A 20,383-nucleotide genomic window follows, 5' to 3' on the forward strand; every position below is an offset into this window, starting at 1 on the left:
CACGGCCCGTTTGCCCACACTGCCGAACATGATCCTGAACCCCCATCCGATCTACCCCGCCGCCGGCCGCTACGTGCTGCGGCTTCACCGTGACGCGCTGCCCCAGGCCGGCCGCCTGGCCGGGCGGATCGAGCACGTGTCGAGCGGCGACAGCATCGATTTCACCAGCAGCGACGAGTTGCTCGGGTGGCTCTCCAGCCACGCGGGCACTGCGCTACCCGGCTCCCCCGAATCCCCAGCCGATCTGCCCCCGAAGGAAATCCCATGAAGAAGCTTTTCCTGTGCTCACTCCTGCCGGTGGCGCTGCTCGCGCACGCGCAGGAGCCAGTCACCTTGCCCGCGGACGAAGGTGATTCGGACACGTGCTTCCTGTTCGTGCCGCAAGCCGATGGCGAGCCCGCCGACGAGGGGCGGACGCCCGACGCGCCGCTCGAGAGTCCGCCCGCCTGGCCGACGCTGGATGCAGCCGCCCGGCACGAAGCCGCGCTCCAACGCGTTGCCCTCGACTTGCTGCCGATGCAGGCGTTCATCGCGTGCGCACCCGAAAGCGCGTTTGCGGCGCGCGACCGCATTTGAGGAACCACCCATGAGATGCAAACCTTCTCCCCTTGTCGCGACGGCGCTCGCCGGCGCGATCGCATTGATGCTCGCCGGCTGCTCCACGCCACGACTGCAGTCCTCCGTCGACATTCCGGCGAACTTCGCCTCTGTGACCGACACCGCTCAACAGGAACCCGAGGTCGCGTGGTGGGACAGCTTCGACGACCCCGTCCTGTCGCAGCTCGTGCGCCGCGCCGCGAGCGAGAACCGCGACGTGAAGATGGCGCTGGAGCGCGTGCGTGCGGCGCGTGCCGGCGAGACCATCAGCCGCTCGGCGCTGCTGCCCACCGTAGGCGTATCGGGGCTGGGCCAGTACAGCGACACGGGCCGAAGCCCCGCGTTCAAGGCACAAAGCCCGGACGTGCGGCGCGAGGGCATCGGCCTGGACGTGTCGTGGGAGGTCGACATCACGGGCCGCGTGCGCGCGGGTGCGGCCGCAGCGAAGGCCGAGGCGGAAGCCGCGGCCGACAGCGCGCGGGGCGTGCGACTGCTCGTCGTGAGCGACGTCGCGACGAACTACTTCACGCTCATCGGCGCGCAGCGGCAGCTCGAGACGGTGCGCGCGATCGCCGCCGCGCAGCACGAGTCCTTGCGCCTCGTGCAGGCGCGCCAGCGCGCGGGCCTGGCCACGCCGTTCGACGTCGAGCGGGCCCTGACCGCGGCGCTGCAGGCCGACGCCGCGATCCCGCCGCTGCAGACGCTGGCCGCGGTCTCGCGCCATCGCATCGCGGTGCTGATCGGCGACCAGGCGGCCAATGCGGCGACGATCGTGCCTCGGAACGGTGACGTCGTCGTGCCGCCGGCGCGCGCAGGCCAACCCGCATCCCTGCTCGAGCGCCGGCCCGACCTGCTCGCGCTGAAGGCGCAGCTCGAAGCCTCCAACTTCCGCCGTCAGCAGGCCGCCGCCGAATGGTTCCCCCGCCTGTTCCTCGGCGCGATGTTCGGCCGCGACTCGCTGGAGCTGAACGGCACGAACATCGGCCAGGCACGCTTCACCAACGCCTCGGCGCTGCTGACGATGCCGATCTTCAATGCGGGCCGCACGAAGGCGATCAACGAGGTCGCCGAAGCCAACCAGCGCGAAGCGCTCGCGCGCTACGAGGACGGCATCGTTCGCGCGCTCGAGGATGTCGAGAACTCGCTGGTCACCCTGCAGGACGAACGCCAGCGCGCCGACTCGCTGCGCCTGGCTGCCGCGTCGGCCGACTCGGCGCTCGGCCGCGCGCAATCGTTGTACGACCGCGGACAGATCGATCTCTTGCCGCTGCTGGACGCGCAGCGCACGCGCCTGGCCGTTCGCCTCGGCGCCAACGAGAGCGAGACCCAACTGCAGCTCGCCAGCGTGCGCCTGTTCAAGGCGCTCGGCGGCGGCTGGCAGGACTTCGAACCCCATTCCCAAACCCATTGATTGCCGACGAGGAGTCGACCTTGAAACCCACACACACCCAGGCCATGTTGGCCATCCCCCTGGCGGCCCTGCTGGCGGCCTGCGGTACGAAAGCCCCGCCGGCCGAGCCGCTGCGACCCGTTCGCACGGTCGAGCTGCGCTACGACGGCGTGCACGAGACCAACCGGTACGCGGGCGTCGTACGCTCGCGCCACGAGGTGGACGAGGCGTTCCGGGTCGGCGGCAAGATCGCGCAGCGCAAGGTCGACGTCGGCCAGGTCGTCCATGAGGGCGACGTGCTCGCGGTCATCGACGACAGCGACTACAAGCTCGCCGCCGACGCCGCCCAGCAAGCAGCCACTGCCGCGGCATCGCAGGCCCGCCAGGCCGAGTCGGACCACAAGCGCCTGGAAGCGCTCCGTAAGGACGGCTCGGTGAGCGAGTCCGATGACGAGAAGGCCCGCACGGCGGCGCACAGCACGTCCGCGAACGCGGAAGCGGCGGCGAAGCAGCTCGATCTCGCGCGCAACCGCCTGAAGTACACGGTGCTGCGCGCGTCGCGCACCGGTGTCGTGACGGCGGTGAAGTTCGAAGCGGGCCAGGTGGTCGCCGAAGGCCAGCCGGTGGTGTCGATCGCCGCCGAGGGCGAGCCCGAGATCGTGGTCGACGTGCCGGAAGACCAGGTCGCGTCGTTCAAGAAGGCGGGATACAAGGCGACGCTCGCGAGCGCACCGGACGAAACGTTCGATGTGATCCTGCGCGAACTCTCGCCGCAGGCCGCCGCACAGACGCGCACCTACCAGGCGCGGCTGAAGCCCGCGCAGGCGCGCAAGCTCCCGCTCGGCGCGACGGCCACGCTGGTTGCGGAACGGGCGGCCGCGCAGTCGCAGGTCGCCGCGATCCCGACCGCGGCGATCACGCAAAGCGGTGGGCAGCCCGCCGTGTGGGTGGTGCGGCGCAAGAGCGGCGAACAGGCGGCAACGGTCGAACTCGCGCGCGTGACGGTGGGCGGCTATCGCAACGACGACGTGCTCGTCTCCGGCCTGCCGGCAGGCACGGTGATCGTGACCGCCGGCGTGCACAAGATGGCGCCCGGCCTGCAGGTCGCGCTCCCGGCGGCGGCCGCGTCCGCCCCGGCCAACGAGAAGGTGGCCGCGAAATGAAATCGTTCAACCTCACCGAATGGGCGCTCGAGCACCGCGCCGTGGTGCTGTTCCTGATCATCGTGATCTCGATCGCCGGCATCTTCAGCTTCAGCAAGCTGGGCCAACTCGAGGACCCGAAGTTCTCCGTGCCCTCGATGACCGCTACGGTGATCTGGCCCGGCGCGAGCGCGCAGCAGATCCAGGACGAAGTGCTCAATCGCATGGAGAAAAAGTTCGAGCAGCTCGATCATTTCGAGAAGGTGGTGAGCTTCTCGCGCCAGGGCTATGGCGGCATGACCATCACCGTGAAGGGCGGCACGTCGCACAAGGACCAGCAGGAAGCGTGGTACCAGGCGCGCAAGAAAGTCTCGGACTTGAAGATGGAGCTTCCGGAAGGCGTCGTCGGGCCGATCTTCAACGACGAATTCGGCGACGTGTATTCGCTGCTCTACGCCGTCAAGGGTGATGGGATCGGACACGCGGAACTCTCCGACATCTCCGAGGACATCAAGCGCCGGCTGCTGAAGGCGCCTTACGTGAAGAAGGTCGACCTGCTGGGCAAACAGGACCAGAAGGTCTACGTCGAGTTCTCCAACCAGCGGCTCGCCGCGCTGGGCGTCACGCCGCTCGCGATTGCCGAAAGTCTGAAGAGCCAGAACGCGATGATGCCCGGCGGCTCGATAGACACGAAGTCCGATCGGGTGTTCGTGCGCGTGAGCGGCGAATTCAAGAACCTGGATGACATCCGGAACGTGCCGATCGCCGCCGGCGGCCGCACGATCAAGCTCGGCGACATCGCCACGGTGACGCGCGGCTTCCAGGATCCGCCGCTCTACACGATTCGCCACAACGGCCAGGACGTGCTGATGCTCGGCCTCGTGATGGCCGACGACGGCAACGTCGTGGAGCTGGGCAAGACCGTCGACGAGACGGTGGCGAAAGTGCGGGCCGAATTGCCCCACGGCGTCGAGCTTGAACGCGTCGCCGACCAGCCCACCACCGTGAAGGACTCCGTGTGGGAGTTCGAGCGCTCACTGATGGAAGCGCTGGTGATCGTGCTCGCGGTGAGCCTCGTGAGCCTGGGTTTGCGCACGGGCCTGATCGTCGCGATCTCGGTGCCGCTGGTGCTCGGCGTGGTCGCGATGGTGATGCTCGCGATGGGATGGAATCTGGAGCGGATTTCCCTCGGCTCGCTCATCATCGCGCTGGGCCTGCTTGTGGACGACGCGATCATCGCCATCGAGATGATGGTGGTGAAGATGGAAGGCGGCTGGGACCGCGTCAAGGCGGCTGCGTTCTCGTATTCCGCCACCGCGATGCCCCGGCTGTCCGGCGCGCTCATCACCGTCGCCGGCTTCATGCCGATCGGCTTCGCGCATTCCACGACCGCCGAATATGCGGGCGGCATCTTCTGGATCGTCGGCATCGCCGTCGTGTTCTCGTGGGTGTGCTCGGGCATCATCACCCCCTATCTGGCGGTGAAGATGCTGCCCAAGGATTTCGGCCAGCATCACCACGGCGCCGATCCCTACGGCACGCCGTTCTATCGCAAGCTGCGCGGCTGGATCGATTTCGCGCTCGAAAAGCGCTGGCTCATCATCGCCGCGACGGCAGGCGCGCTCGTGCTCGCGCTGGCCGGCATGAAGTTCGTGCCGCAGCAGTTCTTCCCGAACAGCGAGCGCCCGGAGCTGATCCTCGACCTGCGCATGAAGGAAGGCTCGTCCTTCCAGGCCACCAGCGAGCAGGTCAGGCGCATGGAAGCGATCCTGAAGCAGGAAGAGGACATCAAGTTCTTCACCGCGTACACCGGCGCGGGCGCACCGCGCTTCTACCTCGCGCTGTCGCCCGAGCTGCCGAACCCGGGTTATGCGCAGTTCATCCTGATGACCAAGGACATGGAAGCGCGCGAGCGCGTGCGCACCAAGCTGATGGCGGCGATGGACAAGGAATTCCCGCAAGCCTGGGTTCGCATCACGCGACTGGAGATGGGGCCTGCCGTCGGCTACCCGGTGCAGTTCCGCGTCGTCGGTCCCGATACGCAAAAGGTCCGCGAGATCGCGCGTCAGGTCGAGCACGTGATGGCATCGAGCTCCAAGGTGCGCGACGTGCAGCTCGACTGGAACGACCCCGTGCGCACGATGAAGGTCGAGCTCGACCAGGACAAGGCGCGCATGCTGGGCCTCACGCCCGCCGACGTGAACGTCGTGACACAGACTGTGATGAACGGCGCAACGCTGTCCCAGCTGCGCGAGCACGAGAACCTCGTGGACATCGTTGCGCGCGCGGTGCCGAAGGAGCGCCTGGATATCGACACGATCAAGGACGTGAACATCTACACGCGCACGGGCAGTGTCGTGCCGCTCGCGGAAGTCGCGAAGATCAGGTACGAGCTCGAGGAGCCGGTGCTGTGGCGCCGCAACCGCGACATGGCGATCACGGTGCGCGCCGACGTCAAGGACGGCGAGCAGGCCGTGTCGGTGACGAAGGAGATCGATCCGCTGCTCAAGGACATCCGGGCCGCGCTGCCCGCCGGCTACCGCGTCGACGTCGGTGGCGCGGTGGAAGAAAGCGACACGGCGAACCAGGCGCTCGCCGCCGTCGCGCCGGTGATGGTCCTCACGATCCTGCTGATCCTCATGCTGCAGCTGCAAAGCTTCTCGACGATGGCGATGGTGTTCCTCACCGCGCCGCTTGGCCTGATCGGCGTGGTCGCCGCACTGCTGGTGTTCCGCGCGCCGCTGGGCTTCGTCGCGATCCTGGGCATCATCGCGCTGGGCGGGATGATCATGCGCAACTCGGTGATCCTGATCGACCAGGTGCGCACCGAGATGGAAGAGGGTCGCGACATGTGGAACGCGATCGTCGATGCCGCGTTGCACCGGACGCGCCCCGTGGTGCTGACCGCGGCCGCGACGGTGCTGGCGATGATCCCTCTCACGCGCAGCGTGTTCTGGGGCCCGATGGCGCTCGCCATCATGGGCGGCCTGACCATCGCCACGGTGCTCACGATCTTCTTCGTGCCGGCGCTGTACGCGGCGTGGTTCAAGGTCAAGCGCGAGCCCGCGCCTGCGACCCCCGGCGCGCTCGCCGCGACCGCGGCTTGATCGGCGAGGCAAGAGCATGGACGCACTCGCGTCGATCCACGGTCCGGCCGCACTGGGGCTGCTTGCGCTGGCCACCCTGCTGCACGAGAGCGGCGTGCCCTTGCCGATCACCCCGGTGGCCATGTTCCTCGCCGCACGCGGCATCGGGAGCGGCGCCCACTTCGCCGCGTTCCTGGCCGCGATGGTCGTCATGACGCTGGTCACGAACCTCGCATGGTTCATCGCCGGCCGCCGCCGCGGCGCGGCCGTCCTCGATGTGCTGCGCCGGTTCTCGCTGGCCGCCGACAAGCACGTCACGCGTGCCGAGCGGGATTTCGTCCGGTGGGGACCGTCGACGCTCGTGTTCGGCCACTTCCTTCCCGGCGTGACGCTCGTGGCCCCGCCGCTCGCCGGTGCATGGGGCATGAAGACCAGCCGGTTCCTCACGCTCACCTCCATCGGCGCCGTGCTCTACAGCGCGCCGCTTCTCGTCGCGGGCGTGCTGCTGCGCGGCCGGATCGACGTCGTGCTCGCCACGCTCGATCGCATCCATTCGCATCTCCTCGCCGGGCTGGCTTGCCTGCTGGCCGGATGTGTCGCGTGGCGGTGGTGGCGCCGGCGCGCCAGGAGCGCTGCCCCATGATTCGCCTCTTGCGACGCGCAGCCGTCACCCTCGTGGCGATCACGCTGGCCGCGTGCTCCACCACCCATCCGTGGCTGAACCAGCCCATGCCGCCCGATGCGCCCGTCGCGGACGAGCCGGTGATCTCGCCCGCGCCGCGCCCCATCGTTGCTGCCGTGACGCTGTCCGGTGGCGGCGCGCGGGCGGCGGCCTTCGGCCTGGGCGTGCTGCAGGAGCTGAAGGCCACGCACTTCGAGATCGACGGCCGCGAGACGACGCTTCTCGACGAGATCGGGCTCGTCAGCGGCGTGTCGGGCGGCAGCATCCTCGCGAGCTACTACGCCGCCTTCGGCGACGAGACCTTCGACCACTTCGAGCAGGACTTCCTGCTCGTGAACTTCCAGACCGGCCTCATTCGGCAGGCCCTGGCGCCCGCGACGCTGTACGACCTGGGCTCGCCTTGGTACGGACGCGCCAACGTGCTCGAAAAGCGTCTGGAGCATGTGTATCGCGGCACGACCTTCGGCGAGCTGCGCCGGCGCCGCCCGTGGCCGCGCCTGCTCGTCACCGCGACGGACCTCACGACCGGTGCGCCCTTCGAATTCACGCCCGAGCAGTTCGCGCTGATCTGCTCGGACCTCGATTCGGTGCCCCTGAGTTTTGCCGTGGCCGCATCGTCATCGGTGCCTTTGCTCCTGAGCCCGATGACGGTGCGCAACTACGGCGGCAGCTGTCCGAGCGCGACCCGCACCCGCGGCGAATCGCAGGCGCATCGCAACCTGTCGGCCCGCCTGTTGCGCATGATCGCGGAGAGCTACCGCAACGCGCAGGAGCGCCCGTACATCCACCTCGTGGACGGCGGCCTGGCGGACAACCTCGGCGTGCGCGGCCTGGTCGACCACACGATCGCGAGCGGCTCGCTACACGAGAGCTTCCATACGCTGCCGCCGGGCTCCGTGCATCGCATCGTGCTGATCGTGGTGAATTCGGAGCGCGACACGGCCGACAGGATCGACCAGAGCGATCGCGTGCCCGGCACGATCCAGGTGCTCGATTCCATGATCTTCGGCGCGGGCTCGCGCTGGACCGAAGAGACCACCGAGATCGTGAAGGACACCGCCAGGCGCGCGGCCGAGGAACTGCGGCAGGCGCGCGGCCGCGAAGGCAGCCCGTTCGCGTCCGACGCGGACATCTTCGTCATCAACGTGCGCTTGCGCGACGTGCCCGACGCCGGGCGGCGCCGGCGGCTGATGCACGTGCCGACCGCGTTCGAGATCCTGCCGGCGGATTCGCGCGCCCTGCAGGAGGCCGGCCGCGAGCAGCTGCGCGCCTCGCCCGAGTTCCAGCGGCTGCGTCGCAGCCTCGGGTTGGATGCGAGCACCGCTGCGGTCGAGACCGATGCCATCGAGGAGCCGCAGCCATGATGACCGCCCGCTCGCTCGCCATGTACTGGAGCGGCGACTTCCTCGCTGCCAACGCCTTCATCGGCCTGAACCTCGTCGGCGCATTGCTGCTCGGCATGGCCGTGGGCTACGAAAGATCGTTCAACGGCCGCGCCGCGGGCATGCGCACGTACGGACTCGTGTGCATGGCATCCACCGCGCTCACGATCTTCGTCGGTTATGCGCCGCTGTGGTACGGCGGCGCCGCGAACAACGGCATCCCCGACGCGACCCGCGTCGTGCAGGGCGTGGTCACGGGCATCGGCTTCCTGTGCGCGGGCGTGATCGTCAAGGATGGCCTGAACATCAGCGGCCTCACGACGGCGGCCTCGATCTGGGCCGCCTCTGCGGTCGGCGTGCTGCTTGGCGTGGGCCTGTACGCCTCGGCGCTGCTGCTGGCGGTGCTGTGCATGCTGTCGATGACGCTGGTCCACCAGATCGAAAGGAGCCTTCCGGGTCGCGCCAGTTTCGACGTCACGCTGACCTTCCAGCGCCGCGCGAACCCGCAGCTCGCCGAAATCGAGGACATCGCGCGCGCTCACGGCTACCGCGTGATGCCGGGCAGCATCAGTTTCAGCTTCTACGACAACCATCCGGTCTGGCGGCTTTGCGTCGTCGCGCTCGACCGGTCCCGGGCGACGTCGCCGGCGCAGCTCGCGCAGGAACTGGCCCAGTCCGACGACGTGACGCGCTTTGGCATCGTGCCGATGCGCCATTGATTCCAATGAAGACACTCACTTCTTGCGCCATCGCGGCGATGGCCCTCGCCGCTTCATCGTCATCGTTTGCCTTCGAACCGGGCTTGCGGCCCAGCAGCGTGTTCGTGCAGGGCGGCTCCTGGAGCCACGTCGAATCGGCCACCGTCGGCCTCACCTGGGACTGGCGGTGGCAGCATGAGTTCGAGATCGGCACCTTGACCGGCTACACCGAATTGGACGCCGCCCGCTGGCGCACGCGCGGCCGCCCCGACGACCGCGGTTTCAACCAGTTCGGCGTCACGCCGGTCCTGCGCCTGTACCCGGGCGGCATCTCCGCAGGATGGTTCGCCGAAGCCGGCATCGGCGCCAACGCGATCACGCCGATGTACCACAACGACTCGCGCAAGTTCTCCACCACGTTCAACTTCGGCGACCGCATCGCGGTCGGCCGCCGCTTCGGGCCCAACCAGGCGGACGAGATCTCCGTCGGCTACGAGCATTTCTCGAACGCCGACATCAAGAAGCCGAACCCGGGCGAGAACTTGGTGCAGGTGCGGTACGCGCATCGCTTCTGATCGCGGCCGCGCCGGTCACGGGTGGGCAAGATGATCCAGCTCCTGTGCAGCCATGGCCCGGCATGCGCGGTGATCTGCATCGTGGCGCGCGGCTGCGCGCTGGCGTTGCCGGCGGCGCGCATCGAGCTGGTGCTGGCGGCCGGCGCCGTGGGCGCCGCACTCGTCCTGAGTGACGCCTGGGCGCGTCAGCCGGATCGCGTGGCGCTCGGGGGCGTGCGCGCGATCGCCGCTGCGGCGGCCTGCGCGCTGGTGACCTGGTCTTCGGCTTAGCCAAGCAGTCGGCCAATGACTGCCAACGGCGGGAAGTTCACGCGCCTTCTGGCTTGCGCGGCTCGAGCCCACCGGGCAGGCGCCCGGAGATCCAGTCGGTGATGTCGTCCATGACGCCCTCCTTGCCGAGATCGCGCAGAAGGTCGTGATAATGGCCTTCGTAGAGCTTCAGCGTCTTGTCCGCGGAGCCCGCGTGGTCCAGGAAGAAGCGGCTTCCGTCCGGCTTCGCGGCGTGATCCTCCGTGCCGTGAAGAATCAGGACAGGCAACCGGATCGACGGGAAGTCCCTCTTCAGCCGCTCGTCGGCACGCACCATTTCCGCGACCGTCTTCGTCGGTTGCACCTCGTTCGCGATCAAGGGATCGGCATTCATCGCCGCCACGACCTCCGGGTCGCGCGAAAAGTCTTCGTTCTTCAGGCGCAGCACATGAGCATGCGGCGCGAGGTGGCTGAGGCCCTTCAGGACGGCGAGGGCGAAGTCCGGCGCCGGCACCTGGAAGGCGAAGCTCTCGCAGATCAGTCCGGCGAGTTCCGACTGGTGCTCGATGGCGTAGAGGCACGCGACGACACCCCCCGCGCTGTGGCCCAGCAGGAAGACCGGCAGCGCCGCTTCCCGCGATTTGGCCAGGCGCACGAGCGAGGCCACGTCGCCCACATAGTCCCCGAACTGCTCGACGTAGAACCGCTCGCCGTCGGATTTGCCGCGGCCACGCAGATCCAGCGCGTAGACGGCGAGACCGCGCGCCGTGAACTGCTCCGCCGCCCACGCATAGTGGCCGCTGTGCGCGTTGAACCCGTGCACGATGACGATGACGCCCCGGGCGGGTCCGGCCGGTCTCCACACGCGCAAGAAGATGTTCAGGCCGCCCACGCCTTCGAAGGTTTCCTCGCGCGATGCCATGGATGTCGCGTTCATGGACGCCTCACCGCGAAAGAAACTCTCGGACCAGCCGGACCGTGGCGCGCGGGTTCTCTTCCATGATCCAGTGCCCCGAATCCGGAACGATGCCTTCGGTCACGTCGTCGCCCGCGGCACGCATGACCGTCGCCATCATCGGGCCGAACGATCTTTCCCCACCGACCGCGAGGACGGGCATCTTCAGCCGGCCGCGAGCCAGGAACTCGCGGTTGTCGATGGCGTCCTGGTCGAACGCGGCGAACTGCGCGAAGCCTGAGTGCATGGCTCCGGGGAGCGCATAGAGCGCCGCGTAGTGACGCCGGGCCGCCTCGCTGAAACGATCCGGCGACGCCGAAAACTCGTTCCAGAACCGATCCAGGTAAATGCGCTCGCGGCCGGCCACCAGACGCTCCATGTCCGGCCCGCCGAACCGGAAATGCCAGAGCAGCGGGTTCTTCAGGATCTCTTCCCACGGGCCGACCCCGGGCACCGGTGCATCGATCAGTACGAGCCGCCGGACCCGGTCCGGATGCTGCGCGGCGAACTGGAACGCCACCATGTTGCCGATGTCGTGCGCGACGACGTCGGCCTGTTTCACATTCATGGCGGTGAGCAGCGCGTCCACATCGGCTGCCTGGGTTTTCTTGTCGAAGCCGCCCGCCGGCTTCGACGACAGGCCGAGCCCGCGCAAGTCCGGGACGATCACCGTGTGGTCCCGCGCAAGGTCAGCCGCCAGGGGGCCCCACATGTCACCGGTTTCCCCGTAGCCGTGCAGCAGGATGACTGCGGGCCCCGAGCCGCCCGAGCGCGTGTGGATGGTGACGCCGTTGACTGCGGCTTCGCGCACGGCGAAGCCCGGGAATCCCCAGTCCTGTGCCGAGGAAATGGCGGGCACGGCCAGTCCGATCAGGGATGCGAAGAGAAGATGTGTGAAGGTGCGCATGAAAACCTCGTGACGTGTTCGAGCCAGTATCGGTGGGCAACAGCGCAATGACCATCCCGGAAGCAGCAAAATCAGCTTCAACCGGCGGTTTAAGATGGAGCCATGGCGCACCTGCAGCACCTGATCTCGTTCGTCCAGACGGCGGAACACGGCAGCTTCTCGGCTGCGGCGCGGGTTCTTGGCTTGACGCCCGCAGGGGTGAGCAAGAACGTCTCGCGTCTCGAGGCGGAGCTGGGCGCGCGCCTCTTTCATCGCAGCACGCGGCGCCTGTCTCTCACGGAGAAGGGCGAGCACTTCCTGGGGCAGGTCAATGGCCCGCTCGAATCGCTGCAGATGGCCGTGGCTGCCGGCAGTGGTGTCGACGAGGTTCCGGCCGGCACCTTGAAGATCAGCATGGGGCACGCGTTCGGCCGCAACTTCCTGGTACCGCTGCTCGGGGAGTTCCTCTCCCGGTATCCACGGGTGGTGCCCGACTGGCATTTCGACAACCGGCAGGTCGATATCGTCGGCGAAGGATTCGATGCCGCGATCGGGGGCGGCTTTCCGATGGCGGCCGGCGTCGTCGCACGCGAACTGGGGCCGGTTCATATCGTCGCCGTGGCATCGCCAGGCTACATGGCGGGGCGCACGGCGCCGCGCACGCCGCAGGATCTTGCGTCCTTCGAATGCATCATGCGGCGCTCCACGCCCACAGGCCGCGTGCGGCCGTGGACGCTGGGGTCGCGTCGTTCGACCGAACAAACGATCCAGTGCGAGCCGCGAATCATCCTCAGCGATCCCGAAGCGGTCGCGCAGGCGGCACGACAGGGCCTCGGCGTTGCACTGCTGCCGATGCCATTCGCATTCGGCTCCATCCGGTCCGGCGAACTCGTCCGGCTCCTGCCCGGCTGGTACAGCGATGCGGGCCCGCTCTCGCTCTACTATCCAAGCAAGAGGATGCTGGCCGCCAAGACGAGGGTCTTCGTGGACTTCGTCCTGGAGCGCTTCCGGTCCGTCGACTTCGCTCGCCTGATAGACGGCCGCTGAACAACGGTCAATCCACCTTCGCGCCCGACTCCTTCACCACCTTCGCCCACTTCACGTGCTCGGCGGCGATGTGCTTCGCGAACTCCGCCGGCGTGTCGCCGCTGGGGATCGCGCCTTGCGACAGCAGCTTGTCCTTCACGGCGGGCGTGGCCAGCGACTTCGCGACTTCCTGCTGGATGCGGTTCACGATGTCGGCCGGCGTGCCGGCGGGCGCCAGCAGGCCGAACCAGGAGGTGGCGTCGTAGCCTTTCAGGCCCGCGGCTTCCTCGACGGTCGGCACATCGGGAAGAGCGGCCGAGCGCTGGCGGCTCGTCACTGCCAGCGCCTTGAGCTTGCCGGCCTTGATGTGCGGCAGCGACGACGGCAGGTTGTCGAACATCACGTCCATCGTGCCCGAGACCATGTCCATCAGCGCCGGCCCCGATCCCCGGTACGGGAAGTGGACCAGGTAGGTGCCCGACATGCTCTTGAACAGCTCGCCCGCGAGGTGGATCGAGGTGCCGTTGCCGCTCGAGGCCATGTTCAACTTGCCGGGGTGTTCCTTCGCGTACCGGATGAAGTCCCGCACGTTGTTGATGCCCAGCTGCTTCGCCCTCTCGGTGGGCATCTCCATCACGTTGGGCACGCCGGCCACCATCGTGATCGGCGCGAAATCCTTGATCGGGTCGTAAGGCAGCTTGGCGTACAGCGCCCGGTTGATGCCGTGCGTGCCGACGGTGCCCATCAGCAGCGTGTAGCCGTCGGGCGGGGAGTGCGCGACGATCTCCGCGCCGACGTTGCCGCCCGCCCCTGCGCGGTTGTCGACGATGAACTGCTGGCCGAAGGCCTTCGACAGCTCGGGCGCGATCGCGCGGGCGAGGATGTCGGTGGTGCCACCGGCCGCGAACGGCACGACGATGCGCACGGGCTTCGTCGGCCAGCTCGATTGCGCGAAGGCCGGTGCGGCGACGGAGGCGGCGAGCGCCGCGAGCAGCTCGCGGCGGGACAGGGCGGGACGGCTCACGGGATGTCTCCTGTTGGAAGCTTGTCCCGCCACTCTAGCGAAAAAGCGTCGTCAGTCGGCGTACACGCCCGCCGCCTTGATGATCGGGCTCCACTTGGCGATCTCGGACTGCACGAACTTCTTGTGCTCGGCCGGCTCCATGCGCTTGTCGTTGACGACCACGGCGCCCAGCCCTTCCTGGCGCTTGATGAAGTCCGGGTCCTTCAGGGCGGCCTTCAGCGCGTCGTTCAGTTTCTTCTGCACGTCCGGGGGCGTGCCCTTGGGCGCATACAGGCCGTGCCAGATCGTCACGGTGAAGCCCTTCAGGCCCACTTCCTGCAACGTCGGCAGGTCCTTGAGCGCCGGGGTCGTGAGGCGCTTGGCGGTCGTCACGCCGAAGGCCTTCACCTTCTTCGCCTCGATGTGCGGCGTGGTGTTGGTGGACTGGTCGCACATCAGGTCGATCTGGCCGCCGATCAGGTCCGTCATGGCCGGGCCGGTGCCCTTGTACGGCACGGGCGTCATGTCGACCTTCATCGCCGACTGGAACAGCAGGCCGCACAGGTGCGAGGCCGAGCCCACGCCGGCATTGCCGAGGTTGATCTTGCCCTTGTTCTGCGAGATCCAGGTCGAGAGCTGCTTGAAGTCGTCGGCCGGCAGCGAGGGACGGCCGAGCAGCGTCATCGGCACGTCGTTGACCATGCCGAGGTACTCGAAGTCGCTCTCCACCTTGAACGGGATGTTGCGCACGAGCGTGGGCATGGTGGCCATGCCGATGTGGTGCAGCAGCAGCGTGTAGCCGTCCGCGGTCGACTTCGCGACCTTGTTCGCGCCGATCGAGCCGCCGGCCCCCGCGGCGTTGTCCACGATGATGCTCACGCCGCCCAGGGGCTTGCGCATGGCCTCGGCCAGGTCGCGCGCCACGCGGTCCGTGGGGCCGCCGGCCGCGAAGGGCACGACGATGGTGATGGGCTTCGACGGGAAGTCCGCCGCATGGGCGGCGAGTGCCGCGAACGCGATCGCGGCGGCGATCGGCTTCAGGATGTTGTTCATGGTCGCACCTACGTTAAGCAATGCGAACATGGTACGGCCCGGACGCGCCGCGCCCATCGCGGGAATTACGTAGCGGCTACTTGTAGCTGCGGGCGTCCTCGATGACCTTGCCGTCGTTGGGCAGGCTGCCCGGCTCGACCAGCACGACGTCGCCGCGCAATTTGGTCACTTCACGGACCGCATCGCCGATGCGGGGAGCCAGGTCCTGCGCCGCGCCGCGCGCCTCGACCTTGAGCGTCATGATGTCGTTGGCCATCTCGCCGCTCACGACCAGGCGCGCCTTCAGCACTTCAGGGAAGCGCCGCGCGATGTCGGCCACCTGGCCCGGGTGCACGAACATGCCGCGGATCTTGGTGGTCTGGTCGGCGCGACCCATCCAGCCCTTGATGCGCGCATTGGTGCGGCCGGTCGGACAGGTGCCCGGCAGGATCGCCGAGAGGTCGCCGGTGCCGAAGCGCACCAGCGGGTAATCGGGATTGAACGTGGTGACCACCACCTCGCCCACTTCGCCCTCGGCCACCGGGTCGCCCGTGCCGGGCCGCACGATCTCGACGATCACGCCCTCGTCGACCACGAGCCCCTGGCGCGCGGAGGTCTCGTAGGCGATGAGGCCGAGGTCGGCCGTCGCGTAGCTCTGGTAGACATCGATCCCGTGCTGGGCGAACCAGGTGGTGAGCGTGGGCGGCAGCGCCTCGCCGCCCGTCATCGCCTTGCGCATGCTCGAGATGTCGGTGCCCGCGTCCTTCGCCTTCTCCAGCAGGATGCGCAGGAAGCTGGGCGTGCCGGTGTAGGCGTCCGGCCTGAGTTCGGCGATGGCCTCCAGTTGCTGCTCGGTCTGGCCGACGCCGGCGGGGAACACGGTGCAGCCGACCGCGAAGGCCCCCGATTCCATGATGAAGGCGCCGGGCGTCATGTGGTAGCTGAACGCGTTGTGCACCAGGTCGCCGGCGCGAAAGCCCGCGGCGAACAGGCCGCGCGCGCAGCGCCAGTAGTCGCGGGCCATGCCTTCGGGTTCGTAGATCGGCCCCGGCGAGGCGTAGGCGCGGCGCATTCCCGGCCCGCGCACCAGCGTGGAGAAGCCGCCGAACGGGTCGCGCGCGCGCTGCGCCTGCTGGCGCTCGAGCAATTCGTGCTTGCGGATCACCGGCAGCTTCGCCAGTGCCGCGCGCGAGGTGACGCCCGCGGGATCGATGCCCGCCAGCAATTCGGCAAACGCCGCGCTGTTCTTCTTCGCATGCGCCACCTGCTGCGGCAGCGCCGCCATCAGCTGCGCCTCGCGCTGCGCGGGATCGCGCGTTTCGAGCGTGTCGAAATGGGTCATCCGGTTTCCTGCTTACGCCAGCCAGCGCTTGCGGCGCTTGTAGCTCTTGACTTCACGGAAGGACTTGCGCTCGGAGCCGCCGACACCGAGGTAGAACTCCTTCACGTCCTCATTGTTCGCGAGGTCCGCGGCGGGCCCGTCCATCACCACCCGGCCGCTCTCCATGATGTAGCCGTAGTCGCCATACTTCAGGGCCATGTTGGTGTTCTGCTCGGCCAGCAGGAAGGTCACCTTCTCCTTCGCGTTCAGGTCCTTCACGATCTCGAACACTTCCTCGACGATCTGCGGCGCCAGGCCCATCGAGGGTTCGTCCAGCAGCACCATCGACGGGTTGGCCATCAGCGCGCGGCCGATGGCGCACATCTGCTGCTCGCCCCCCGAGGTGTAGGCGGCCTGCGAAGTGCGGCGCGTCTTCAGGCGCGGGAAATAGGCGTAGACCTTCTCGAGGTTGGCCGCGACCTCGCCCTTGTCGCCGCGCGTGTAGGCGCCGGTGAGCAGGTTCTCCTCGATCGTGAGGTGCGCGAAGCAGTGGCGCCCTTCCATCACCTGCACCACGCCGCGCTGCACGAGCTCGGCCGGCGTGAGGTTCTCGATGCGCTCGCCGCGCAGCTCGATCGAGCCCTTGGTCACTTCGCCGCGCTCGCCCTTGAGCAGGTTCGACACGGCGCGCAAGGTGGTCGTCTTGCCGGCGCCGTTGCCGCCCAGCAGCGCGACGATCTGCCCTTCGGCGACCTTCAGCGACACACCCTTGAGCACGAGGATCACGTGGTTGTAGATGACCTCGATGCCGTTGACGTTCAGTACGATGTTTCTCTGGTCCATGCTGGCCTCTTCGCAAGCGCTGCGCGCAGCGCTTGCGAAGATGGCGGGCGCCGCCCGCCATCACGGGAACGCGCGTCAGGCGTTGCCGCACTCGCTCGCCGGGCGGCGCTGCAGCTTCTTGTCGGCGAGGTACTTGTCCGCGCCGGTCTTGACCATCGGCTTGATGATCGCCTCGTCGGCCGTGTAGTACTCGGGGTGGACCACCCACTTCTTGCCGTCCCAGGTCTCGATGCGCGCCGTGGTCGAACCCATGTGGTCGGCGCACGAGGTGCTGATCGGCTTCATGACCTCCTCCAGCCCCAGCTGCTGCAGGCGCTTCTGGTCGAGCGCGAGGTTCTCCAGGCCCCAGCGCACCTGCTCGGACGTCATCACCTTGCCCTTGCCGAAGCGCTCCTGCGCGCGGCGCACGGCCTCGACACCCAGCGCCTGGATGATCACGCCGCGCGTGTACAGCACGGAGCCCACCTCGTCGCGCGGACCGGTGCCCTGGCCCTTGTCGTGCACGTACTTCAGGATGTCCTGGATCACCTTCGGATGCTGGCCGGCGGAGTTCAGCGCCAGCGCGTTGTAGCCCTTCGCGCCTTCGCCGACGTCCTTGACATCGGGCTCGGCGCCCGACCACCACACGCCGTACATCTTGTCGCGCGGGTAGCCGGTGGCCTGCGCCTCCTTCAGCGCGGTGGAGTTCATCACGCCCCAGCCCCACAGCAGCACGTAGTCGGGACGCTGCTGGCGCACCTGCAGCCAGGCCGCCTTCTGCTCCACGCCGGGCGCGGTGACCGGGATCAGGTCGAGCTGGAAGCCGTGCGTGCGCGAGCGCTCCTGCAGCAGCGGGATCGGCTCCTTGCCGAAGGGCGAGTCGTGGTAGACCAGCGCGATCTTCTTGCCCTTGAGCTTGTCGAAACCGCCTTCGCGCTTGGCGATCGCCTGGATGATGATGTCCGCGCCGGTCCAGTAGCTGCCCATGAGCGGGAAGTTCCACTTGAACGCGTTGCCGTCCTGCGAGACCGACAGGCCGTAGCCCAGCGTGACCAGCGGGATCTTGTCCTTGTCGACCTTCTCGGTGAGGGCGAACGTGATGCCGGTCGCCTGCGGATCGAACAGCGTCACCCCCGGGTGGCTCTTGAGGCGCTCGTAGCACTCCACGCCGCGGTCCGTCGCATAGCCGGTTTCGCACTCTTCCCAGGTGAGCTTGACGCCGTTCACGCCGCCGTCGCGCGCGTTGATCATCTTCAGGTAGTCCTGCTTGCCGTTGGCCCAGGGCGTGCCGTTCGGCGCGTACGGCCCGGTGCGGTACGACAGCAAGGGAAAGAACTGCTCCTTCGCCTGCGCGAAGGCCGCGCCGGGCGCGAACGCGGCCGCGGTCGCCAGGCCGGCGAGCGCGAGTAGCGTGGTGCGTAGCTTCATGGATGTCTCCTGGTTGGATGAATGAAAGCGAGGCGCTCAGTAAAGGGGGAAAGCGGTGAGGCGCGCATCGGGGATTGCGAGCAAAGGCCGCCTCAATGCGGGAACGGCCACAGCCGCAGCTTCTGCTTGCCTGTGGACCAAAGTTTCGCCAGGCCGTGCGGCTCGACGACGAGGAACCACACGATCAGCGCGCCGAAGACGATCAGCTCGGCGTGCGAGGCCGTTTCCGTCGACACGTTCACGCCGAAGGCGCCCGCCACGGCCGGCAGGAACTGGTTCAGGAAGATCGGCAGCACGACGATGAAGGCCGCGCCGAAGAACGCACCCATGATCGAGCCCAGCCCGCCGATGATCACCATGAACAGCAGGCGGAACGACACGTCGACGTTGAACGCCGCCGGCTCCCACGCGCCCAGGTAGACGAACGCCCACAGCCCGCCGGCCAGACCGACGATGAAGGAGCTCACGGCGAACGCGCTGAGCTTGGCGTACACGGGCCGGATGCCGATCACTTCGGCGGCGACATCCATGTCGCGCATCGCCATCCACTCGCGCCCGATCGCGCTGCGCACGAGGTTCTTGGCGAGCAGCGCCACCACGCACAGGATGGCCAGGCAGAACCAGTACTTGTTGATCGCGCCTTCGACCGGCCAGCCGAAGACCTGCAGGCCGTTGACGGACACCGAGCCCGAGGGCGAATCGTTGGTGAGCCACTTGATGCGCAGGAACATCCAGTCGGCGAAGAACTGCGCTGCCAGCGTGGCGACCGCGAGGTACAGGCCCTTGACGCGCAGGCTCGGCAGGCCGAAGACGATGCCGAACAGCGTCGCGCACAGGCCGCCCAGCACGAGCGCGGCGACCAGCGGCATGCCGGGCACGCGCACGAAGAAGTTGTAGGCCCCGTAGGCGCCCACGGCCATGAAGGCGCCGGAGCCCAGCGAGATCTGCCCGCAGTAGCCGACCAGGATGTTCACGCCCAGCGCCGCCAGCGCCATGATCAGGAACGGGATCAGGATCGCGCGGAACAGGTAGTCGCTCGCCACCGCCGGCACCAGCACGAAGGCCGCGGCGATGAGCAGGACGATGGCGACGCGGTCCTGCAGGATCGGGAAGATCTGCTGGTCGGCGCGGTAGCTGGTCTTGAACTGGCCGTTTTCGCGATAAAACATGGTCAGACCCGATCGATGATCTTTTCGCCGAACAGGCCCTGGGGCCTCACCAGCAGGAACCCGAGCGCGAGCACGTAGGCGAACCAGATCTCGATGCCGCCGCCGACCATCGGGCCGATGTAGACCTCCGACAGCTTCTCGCCCACCCCGATGATCAGCCCGCCGATGATCGCGCCGGGCACCGACGTCAGGCCGCCCAGGATCACCACCGGCAGCGCGCGCAGGGCGACCGTCGTCAGCGAGAACTGCACGCCCAGCTTGGACCCCCAGATGACCCCGGCGACCAGCGCCACGACGCCTGCCACGCACCACACGATCACCCAGATGCGGTTGAGCGGGATACCGATCGACTGCGCGGCCTGGTGGTCGTCGGCCACCGCGCGCAGCGCGCGGCCGGTGCCGGTCTTCTGGAAGAACAGGCTCAGCGCCGCGACCAGCACGGCGGCGATCAGCGCCGCGTACAGGTCTTCCTTGTTCACCAGCACGCCGCCCTGGAAGGTGTTTTCCAGGATGAACACCGGGTCCTTGGGCATGCCGATGTCGATCTTGTAGATGCTGCTGCCGAAGATCGACTGGCCCACGCCTTCGAGGAAGTAGGCGATGCCCAGCGTCGCCATCAGCAGCGTCGCGCCTTCCTGGTTGACGAGGTGGCGCAGCACCAGCTTTTCCACGATCCACGCCACGACGAACATGATCGCGCCGGCCGCGACGAAGGCGAGCAGGTCCGCGACGATCTTGATGTCGATGCCGGTCCACTGCGGGATCCACTCCGACAGCCGCGCCATCGCGAGCGCCGCGAACAGCACCATCGCGCCCTGCGCGAAATTGAACACGCCCGAGGCCTTGAAGATCAGCACGAAGCCGAGCGCCACCAGGGCGTAAAGCATGCCCGTCATCAGGCCGCCGATCAGCGTTTCGAGGAAGAAGCCCATCGCGTGTC

General features: G+C 67.9%; 20 protein-coding genes. 11 read left to right on the top strand and 9 right to left on the bottom strand.

Translation table 11 applies throughout. The features are described from left to right. Positions 1 to 28 precede the first annotated feature (28 nt). From AC3EF3_RS17220 to AC3EF3_RS17265, 10 genes are read left to right on the top strand one after another with little or no spacing between them, the layout of a single operon-like run. Entirely contained in the window at positions 29 to 268 is a 240-nt protein-coding gene (locus AC3EF3_RS17220; protein WP_488533368.1) for a hypothetical protein, read from the top strand. Beyond that, positions 265 to 576: a hypothetical protein gene (locus AC3EF3_RS17225; protein WP_488533369.1), complete on the top strand. Its 312-nt coding sequence runs from the start codon at positions 265 to 267 to the stop codon at positions 574 to 576. Before AC3EF3_RS17220 ends, AC3EF3_RS17225 begins: the two co-directional genes overlap by 4 nt. Before the next feature lie 10 nt (positions 577 to 586). Continuing rightward, a complete protein-coding gene (locus AC3EF3_RS17230; protein WP_488533370.1) occupies positions 587 to 2,008 on the top strand; it encodes an efflux transporter outer membrane subunit in 1,422 nt (473 codons plus the stop codon). Positions 2,009 to 2,028: 20 nt separating this feature from the next. Then, on the top strand, positions 2,029 to 3,150 hold the full coding sequence (locus AC3EF3_RS17235) for an efflux RND transporter periplasmic adaptor subunit (RefSeq protein ID WP_488533371.1): 1,122 nt from the start codon (positions 2,029 to 2,031) through the stop codon (positions 3,148 to 3,150). Then, a complete protein-coding gene (locus AC3EF3_RS17240; RefSeq protein ID WP_488533372.1) occupies positions 3,147 to 6,236 on the top strand; it encodes an efflux RND transporter permease subunit in 3,090 nt (1,029 codons plus the stop codon). The genes AC3EF3_RS17235 and AC3EF3_RS17240 overlap by 4 nt, the downstream gene beginning before the upstream one ends. A gap of 16 nt (positions 6,237 to 6,252) precedes the next feature. After that, positions 6,253 to 6,858 carry a DedA family protein gene (locus tag AC3EF3_RS17245; RefSeq protein ID WP_488533373.1) on the top strand — a complete coding sequence of 202 codons (606 nt, stop codon included), beginning with the start codon at positions 6,253 to 6,255 and terminating at the stop codon, positions 6,856 to 6,858. Beyond that, entirely contained in the window at positions 6,855 to 8,261 is a 1,407-nt protein-coding gene (locus AC3EF3_RS17250) for a patatin-like phospholipase family protein (RefSeq protein WP_488533374.1), read from the top strand. The genes AC3EF3_RS17245 and AC3EF3_RS17250 overlap by 4 nt, the downstream gene beginning before the upstream one ends. After that, positions 8,258 to 8,998, top strand: coding sequence for an MgtC/SapB family protein (locus tag AC3EF3_RS17255; protein WP_488533375.1), 741 nt, complete (start codon positions 8,258 to 8,260; stop codon positions 8,996 to 8,998). The genes AC3EF3_RS17250 and AC3EF3_RS17255 overlap by 4 nt, the downstream gene beginning before the upstream one ends. A gap of 5 nt (positions 8,999 to 9,003) precedes the next feature. Further along, positions 9,004 to 9,552: an acyloxyacyl hydrolase gene (locus tag AC3EF3_RS17260; RefSeq protein ID WP_488533376.1), complete on the top strand. Its 549-nt coding sequence runs from the start codon at positions 9,004 to 9,006 to the stop codon at positions 9,550 to 9,552. 30 nt (positions 9,553 to 9,582) lie between these two features. Beyond that, positions 9,583 to 9,822 carry a hypothetical protein gene (locus tag AC3EF3_RS17265; RefSeq protein WP_488533377.1) on the top strand — a complete coding sequence of 80 codons (240 nt, stop codon included), beginning with the start codon at positions 9,583 to 9,585 and terminating at the stop codon, positions 9,820 to 9,822. Positions 9,823 to 9,859: 37 nt separating this feature from the next. Here AC3EF3_RS17265 and AC3EF3_RS17270 read toward each other — a convergent pair whose 3' ends face one another. Next, entirely contained in the window at positions 9,860 to 10,738 is an 879-nt protein-coding gene (locus AC3EF3_RS17270; protein WP_488533378.1) for an alpha/beta hydrolase, read from the bottom strand. Between the two features lie 7 nt (positions 10,739 to 10,745). Further along, on the bottom strand, positions 10,746 to 11,663 hold the full coding sequence (locus tag AC3EF3_RS17275; RefSeq protein ID WP_488533379.1) for an alpha/beta fold hydrolase: 918 nt from the start codon (positions 11,661 to 11,663) through the stop codon (positions 10,746 to 10,748). Between the two features lie 102 nt (positions 11,664 to 11,765). Between AC3EF3_RS17275 and AC3EF3_RS17280 the strand changes: the two genes are divergently transcribed. Then, complete coding sequence (locus tag AC3EF3_RS17280) at positions 11,766 to 12,689, top strand: LysR substrate-binding domain-containing protein (protein ID WP_488533380.1); 924 nt, start codon at positions 11,766 to 11,768, stop codon at positions 12,687 to 12,689. A 7-nt stretch (positions 12,690 to 12,696) separates the two neighbouring features. Here AC3EF3_RS17280 and AC3EF3_RS17285 read toward each other — a convergent pair whose 3' ends face one another. From AC3EF3_RS17285 to AC3EF3_RS17315, 7 genes are all read right to left on the bottom strand, one after another. Beyond that, a complete protein-coding gene (locus AC3EF3_RS17285) occupies positions 12,697 to 13,692 on the bottom strand; it encodes a Bug family tripartite tricarboxylate transporter substrate binding protein (protein ID WP_488533381.1) in 996 nt (331 codons plus the stop codon). A 51-nt stretch (positions 13,693 to 13,743) separates the two neighbouring features. Beyond that, positions 13,744 to 14,724 (bottom strand): tripartite tricarboxylate transporter substrate-binding protein, encoded by a 981-nt coding sequence (locus tag AC3EF3_RS17290; protein ID WP_488533382.1) that lies wholly within the window; start codon positions 14,722 to 14,724, stop codon positions 13,744 to 13,746. 76 nt (positions 14,725 to 14,800) lie between these two features. Continuing rightward, positions 14,801 to 16,045: a phenylacetate--CoA ligase family protein gene (locus tag AC3EF3_RS17295; protein ID WP_488533383.1), complete on the bottom strand. Its 1,245-nt coding sequence runs from the start codon at positions 16,043 to 16,045 to the stop codon at positions 14,801 to 14,803. 12 nt (positions 16,046 to 16,057) lie between these two features. Beyond that, positions 16,058 to 16,867: an ABC transporter ATP-binding protein gene (locus AC3EF3_RS17300; protein ID WP_488533384.1), complete on the bottom strand. Its 810-nt coding sequence runs from the start codon at positions 16,865 to 16,867 to the stop codon at positions 16,058 to 16,060. 75 nt (positions 16,868 to 16,942) lie between these two features. Further along, entirely contained in the window at positions 16,943 to 18,274 is a 1,332-nt protein-coding gene (locus tag AC3EF3_RS17305) for an ABC transporter substrate-binding protein (protein ID WP_488533385.1), read from the bottom strand. Positions 18,275 to 18,366: 92 nt separating this feature from the next. Next, positions 18,367 to 19,443, bottom strand: a complete 1,077-nt coding sequence (locus tag AC3EF3_RS17310; protein ID WP_488533386.1) for a branched-chain amino acid ABC transporter permease — start codon at positions 19,441 to 19,443, stop codon at positions 18,367 to 18,369. Between the two features lie 2 nt (positions 19,444 to 19,445). Next, positions 19,446 to 20,375 (bottom strand): branched-chain amino acid ABC transporter permease, encoded by a 930-nt coding sequence (locus AC3EF3_RS17315; RefSeq protein ID WP_488533387.1) that lies wholly within the window; start codon positions 20,373 to 20,375, stop codon positions 19,446 to 19,448. Between the last annotated feature and the right edge of the window lie 8 nt (positions 20,376 to 20,383).

This window comes from Ramlibacter sp. GS1-15 (assembly GCF_057785015.1).